The sequence below is a fragment of the Paenibacillus sp. 01T422 genome, from assembly GCF_056398785.1.
Genome location: NZ_JBFTQB010000378.1, coordinates 1 through 5,655, shown reverse-complemented (window position 1 = coordinate 5,655; position 5,655 = coordinate 1). Strand labels below are relative to the sequence as shown.

Here is a 5,655-nt window from a genome sequence, read left to right as displayed (position 1 = left end):
CAATCGGCGGGAACAACAGTGATCGCGTCTCGATCCGCTTCGATGATGTGCTAAACGACGACACAGTGAACAAAATTCAAAAAGCATTTGCAACAGCTTACGGCGTTGAAGTTTCCAAAGAGATCAACACCGTTGACCCTCAATTGGCCAAAGAATTGCTGTTAAAAGCCGTGTATGCGGTAGCTATTGCCAGCGTATTGATTTGTGTATATGTCAGTATCCGTTTTGAATGGCGTTTTGCGATTGCTGCCATTATTGCCATTCTTCACGACGCATTCATGGTTATCGCAGTCTTTGCGATTTTCCGTCTAGAAGTGAACCTTCCGTTTTTGGCGGCGGTATTGACGACAATCGGTTATTCCATCAATGATAAAATCGTTATTTTTGACCGTATCCGTGAAAATCTCAGATTCGCTAAGCTCAAAACGGACGAAGATCTCGTTGCTTTAGTCAACGACAGTATCTGGCAGACGATGGCGCGTAATATTAATACCGTTCTCGTGGTATTAATTGCTGCTGGCAGCTTGTACGTCTTCGGAAGCGAGTCCATCAAGTTGTTCGCACTGGCGAAGCTAGTCGGATTAACAAGTGGTGCATATTCCTCGATCGTTATTGCTTGTTCTCTATGGTACCTCTTGAAAAGAAGATCGTTACGGAGTTCTAAAAAGAAAGCTGCAGCGTAATAACCATAATAACCGGCCGCGTGAATGTTGCGCGGCCTTTGTATCCGTTCAGGGGGAGTGTCAGCGTGAAAGACGAGCGTTTTCAAAAAACGGAGCTCGCAGTATGGGGCGGCATCACCGGTAATGCAGCTCTTGCGTGTCTGAAAGGTATTGTTGGGATTATGGTGCAGAGCTCAGCTTTGTTAGCTGATGCTGCACATTCGGCATCGGGAGCCATAGCTTCATCTGCTGCACTAATTCGGTTGAGATCAGATCAGCAGTCTCCAGAGGATTCGGATGCCCAAGGTTATGCAAAGAATATTTCGGTCGCGAGCATTCTGCTAGCTGTCGTCGTTCTTATTATTGGAGTCGAGATGGGGATTTCAGCAATAAATGCCTTAGGGTCTGCCGAGGAACATACTGACAATAATTACGCGCTCGCTGCGCTTGGTCTTTCGCTAGTCGTCAAAGAAATCATGTATCAATACGTGAACCGATTGGGCAAACGGATAGGCTCTCAGGAATTAATTGCTAATAGCAGAGGGCATCGTTCCGAGATATACTCTACTATTGTGGCTCTTATCGGGGTTTTCGGCGCAACGTTGGCCAACCTCTTACATGTATCGTTCCTATCCTATTTGGATCCGCTAGCAGGAATCATTGTCTCTCTCTTGATCTTGAAAATGGGGTATTCGCTTGTTAAGGAAGCTTTACATAGGAAGCAAGAGTACGTGCTACAGCAGGAGGATGCTGACGATTTGATTGCCGTTGTGCAGTTGATCAAAGGTGTAATCACCGTAGATGACTTAAGGGCCAGAGAGCAAGGACATTATGTGGTGGTTACGGTCAAAATCAGCGTGAATCCGAGGGTATCGGTTTGGGAAGGTCACGAAGTTTCCAAAAGGGTTAAACAGCAGTTGATGAAAAGATTCCATCATGTTTCGGATGTGTTTGTTCATGTAGCTCCCTATGATGCAGGCTATCCCTATAAGCATTCAACGGATTCAGAGCTCAGCGAGCTTCCATCCGTCATTCATTAATCTTGTATATAGCCCAGCGCTAAGTTAACGCTTGCGAAGAGCGTATGAAGAAAGTTTTGCAAAAGCAAAACTCGAAGGAGGACACACGAGTGCTAGCACCAAAGGCAAGATGGAGCATTGGCAATGCGGATGAAATGCTCATAGAAACTTTTGTGCGCGAGCTGCAGATCGACCCGCTTGTGGCCCGACTGCTTGTTCTCCGAGACATTCGGACGGTACCTGAAGCTGAACAATTTATGCATGGCGGAGTTCAGTACTATCATGATCCATATTTGCTCGACGGCATGCTACCCGCTGTTGAACGCATCCGGAAAGCACTTCAGAATAATGAATTTATTCGCATATATGGGGACTATGATGCAGACGGCGTAAGCAGCACTTCGCTGATGTATCATCTGCTAAAAGGCTTGGGCGCCCGGTTCGATACGTATATCCCGCATCGCATTCGTGAAGGCTATGGTCTGAATCGTTCGGCGATGGCCTTAGCCAAAGAGCAAGGCGTAGATCTATTAATTACCGTGGACACAGGCATTAGTGCCGTTCAAGAAATCGCCTACTGTCAAGAGCTAGGCATAGATGTAATCGTAACGGATCACCATGAGCCTCCTGAGCACTTGCCACAAGCTTTGTCCGTCATTAATCCGAAGAAGCCTGGCTGCCCTTATCCATATAAGCATCTTGCAGGTGTTGGTGTTGCTTTCAAGCTGGCACATGCTTTGCTGGAGAGGCTGCCTGAGGAACTGCTGGAATTTGCAGCACTTGGCACGGTGGCGGATTTAATGCCGCTGAATGGCGAGAACCGAATATTCGTTAAACAAGGTCTGCAGCGCATGCAGGATTCGACTTACGCAGGATTCCGTTCTCTCATTGGCGTCTCGGGCATTGAGCGCAAGGAAGTGACAGCAGGTCACATCGGCTTCTCGCTCGCGCCAAGAATTAATGCCAGCGGAAGATTGGAAGCGGCTGATATAGCGGTTAAATTGTTGACGACGTCCAATGAAACCGAAGCAGAGCAAATAGCCTTTGAATTGGATGCGCTGAATAAAGAACGTCAGCTTATCGTAGAAGACATGGTGAAAGAAGCCTTTGTTCTCGCAGAGGAGCAGCAGGCCAAAGGTCTGGACAAAGTGCTCGTCGTTGCGAAGGAAGGCTGGAATGTTGGCGTAGTCGGCATCGTAGCCTCCAAAATCGTGGAGAGATTTTACCGGCCTACCTTGGTGCTCAGTATTGATCCGCAGACAGGGATTGCCAAAGGTTCAGCGCGCTCCATTGCTGGCTTTGATTTACACAAGGCTCTGACAGTCTGTGAAGAGTGGCTGGACCACTACGGGGGCCATCAAGCGGCAGCAGGAATGAGCTTAAGCAGCAGCCATCTGGAGGCTTTCACGCATAAGCTGAATGAGCTTGCAGCTGCAACGTTGACGGAGCAGGATTTTATTCCGCTTCTGAAAGCTGACGCTGCATGCAGCCTGCCCGATGTTCCAATTGCCAGCATTGAAGGGCTGGAGAAGCTTGCTCCCTTTGGCATGGGCAATCCGGCGCCTAGGTTCATGTTCACCGATTTATCGCTGGACGACATCCGGACCATGGGCAAAGAGAAGCAGCATCTGAAGCTTGCGCTTTCTCAGGCTAGAGATGAAGTAAGCTGCTCAGTAGAAGCCGTTGGGTTCGGCAAAGGTAGTCTGGCAGGACTCATCACGCAAGCAGCTAAGGTCGATGTGCTCGGCGAGCTGTCCATCAATGAGTGGAACGGCGTCCGCAAGCCGCAAATTGTTATGCAGGATTTGAAGATAACGCATATGCAGCTCTTTGATTGGCGTGGAGCGGGGCAATTAAGCGCCAAGTTGAATATGCTTCAAAATAACCTGACTACAAGCAACGCGAAGAATCAAGTGCCTGGTGTCGTGCTCTTTGACGAAAGTGACGTGAAAGCTTTTGCTGCCACAGCGTTCCAAATTGGCGACTCCATCCCTTACTGGGTTGTTCAAGACAGCGGACTGTTAGAACCAGGCAATGAAACAGCCAGTCAGCTTGATTTTGCTCAAATGAAGGATATCATTCTATACACGATCCCAAGGAGTTTAGCTAGCTTACAGGGCGTGTTACAGCAAGCGCTTGGCATGATGCGCTGTTATCCTGTCTTCGCAGAATTAGGTCCTGACAGTGGAAGCACACTGCCTTCTCGCGACATGTTCAAGATGATGTACGGCACTTTGCAAAAAGAGGGCTCACTGAATGTGCAGGATGTCCGTCTAATGACCTCTTTCAGCAAAAGATCGGGCCTTTCACCAGCTATGATTCAATTCATTTTATCCGTGTTCGAGGAACTAGCGTTTATTGAAAGACAAGGGGCTTTCGTTAAGCTGCATGCATCACCAGCCAAGAAAGATCTTACGGCATCCCGCATTTATCAGCATAGAATGAATCGTCAGGAAGTTGAATCCATCGTGATGTATTCGTCAGCCAAAGAATTAGAGCAGTGGATTGCCCAGCAAATCAATAAAGAAAACCACATATTGGAGGAAATTATATGAATTTCAAAGAGTACATTCGCGTCATCCCAGACTTTCCACAACCAGGAATCCGCTTCAAAGACATCACGACATTGCTTCAAAATGGTGCGGTCTATAAAGAAGCAATTGACCAACTGAAAGAAATGGTAAAAGAGAAAGAAATTGATGTGATTGCAGGACCAGAGGCTCGCGGCTTCGTAATCGGCGCTCCGCTTGCTTATGCGCTTGGCGTAGGTTTTATTCCGATTCGCAAAAGCGGTAAACTGCCAGGCGAGACGATTGAAGTGGATTATGCCTTGGAGTACGGCAAAGATAAATTAGCGATGCATAAGGATGCTATCAAACCTGGTCAGAAAGTTCTGATTGCCGATGACCTGCTGGCAACTGGCGGAACGATTCAATCCTCGATTGATTTGATTCAGCAGCTTGGTGGAGATATTGTAGGAGCAGCGTTCCTGATCGAACTTTCCTATTTGGAAGGCAGAAATAAGTTTAGTGGTATAGATGTGGTTTCCTTAGTTCAATATTAAAATAAAGCGAAGAATCGAATGTTATAATTCGGTTCTTTTTTGTACTCAGCAATAGGTCGCTAGGAAGGAATATTTCAAAGGATTTGAGGCAAAATGATGTTTTTTGTCGAAAGGATAGCATGGCATAGTTGACGCGGAGCCTGCCTTGCAGGCATAATGAATAAAAATCGACTAAAGATGAGCGTTTAAAAAGTTCGCTTTTTAAACCACCTCTAAAGGGAATGGGTAGATGCATGGGTATAGAGCAGCTGTTAGAGAAGGCAGCCACCTATCTGAAAGAGAATGATTTGCAGAGGATACGGGAGGCCTATGAATTCGCGGATGAAGCCCATCATGGCCAAGTGCGCAAATCGGGGGAGCCCTATATTCTGCATCCACTCGCTGTTGCAGATATACTGGTGAACATGCAGATGGACGTCACATCCGTGATTGCCGCGCTTCTGCATGATGTCGTTGAAGATACAACAGTTTCACTTGAAACTGTTCTAGATAAATTCGGGAAAACTTGCGCAATGCTTGTTGATGGTTTGACGAAGCTCGAACGAATTAAGTTCAAGTCCAAGGAAGAGCAGCAGAACGAGAACTATCGCAAAATGTTTGTTGCTATGGCGCAGGATATTMGCGTTATTTTGATTAAACTGGCGGATCGGCTGCATAACATGCGCACATTGAAATATCAATCGGAGGAAAGCCAGCGCCGCATAGCGGAAGAAACGCTGGAGATTTTCTGTCCGATTGCACATAGACTCGGGATTTCCACCATCAAGTGGGAAATGGAGGATATCGCCCTCCGTTATTTGAATCCTCAGCAGTATTACCGGATCGTGAATCTGATGCAGAAGAAGCGGACCGAACGTGAGCAGTATATTGAAGACGTCATTCATAGCATCAAAGAGAAGCTGGATGAGAT

General features: G+C 47.0%; 5 protein-coding genes. All 5 read left to right on the top strand.

The annotated features are described in order from the left end of the window. Window positions 1–683, top strand: a 683-nt coding sequence (gene secF / locus AC1DUA_RS20640) for a protein translocase subunit SecF (protein WP_477501558.1), incomplete at its 5' end; no start/stop codon positions are given. Window positions 684–748: 65 nt separating this feature from the next. After that, window positions 749–1,702 carry a cation diffusion facilitator family transporter gene (locus AC1DUA_RS20635; protein WP_477501557.1) on the top strand — a complete coding sequence of 318 codons (954 nt, stop codon included), beginning with the start codon at window positions 749–751 and terminating at the stop codon, window positions 1,700–1,702. A gap of 89 nt (window positions 1,703–1,791) precedes the next feature. Continuing rightward, window positions 1,792–4,236 (top strand): single-stranded-DNA-specific exonuclease RecJ, encoded by a 2,445-nt coding sequence (gene recJ, locus AC1DUA_RS20630; RefSeq protein ID WP_477501556.1) that lies wholly within the window; start codon window positions 1,792–1,794, stop codon window positions 4,234–4,236. Beyond that, window positions 4,233–4,745: an adenine phosphoribosyltransferase gene (locus AC1DUA_RS20625; protein ID WP_477501555.1), complete on the top strand. Its 513-nt coding sequence runs from the start codon at window positions 4,233–4,235 to the stop codon at window positions 4,743–4,745. Before recJ ends, AC1DUA_RS20625 begins: the two co-directional genes overlap by 4 nt. 233 nt (window positions 4,746–4,978) lie before the next feature. Further along, window positions 4,979–5,655: HD domain-containing protein (locus AC1DUA_RS20620; protein WP_477501554.1), on the top strand; the 677-nt coding region annotated here is incomplete at its 3' end.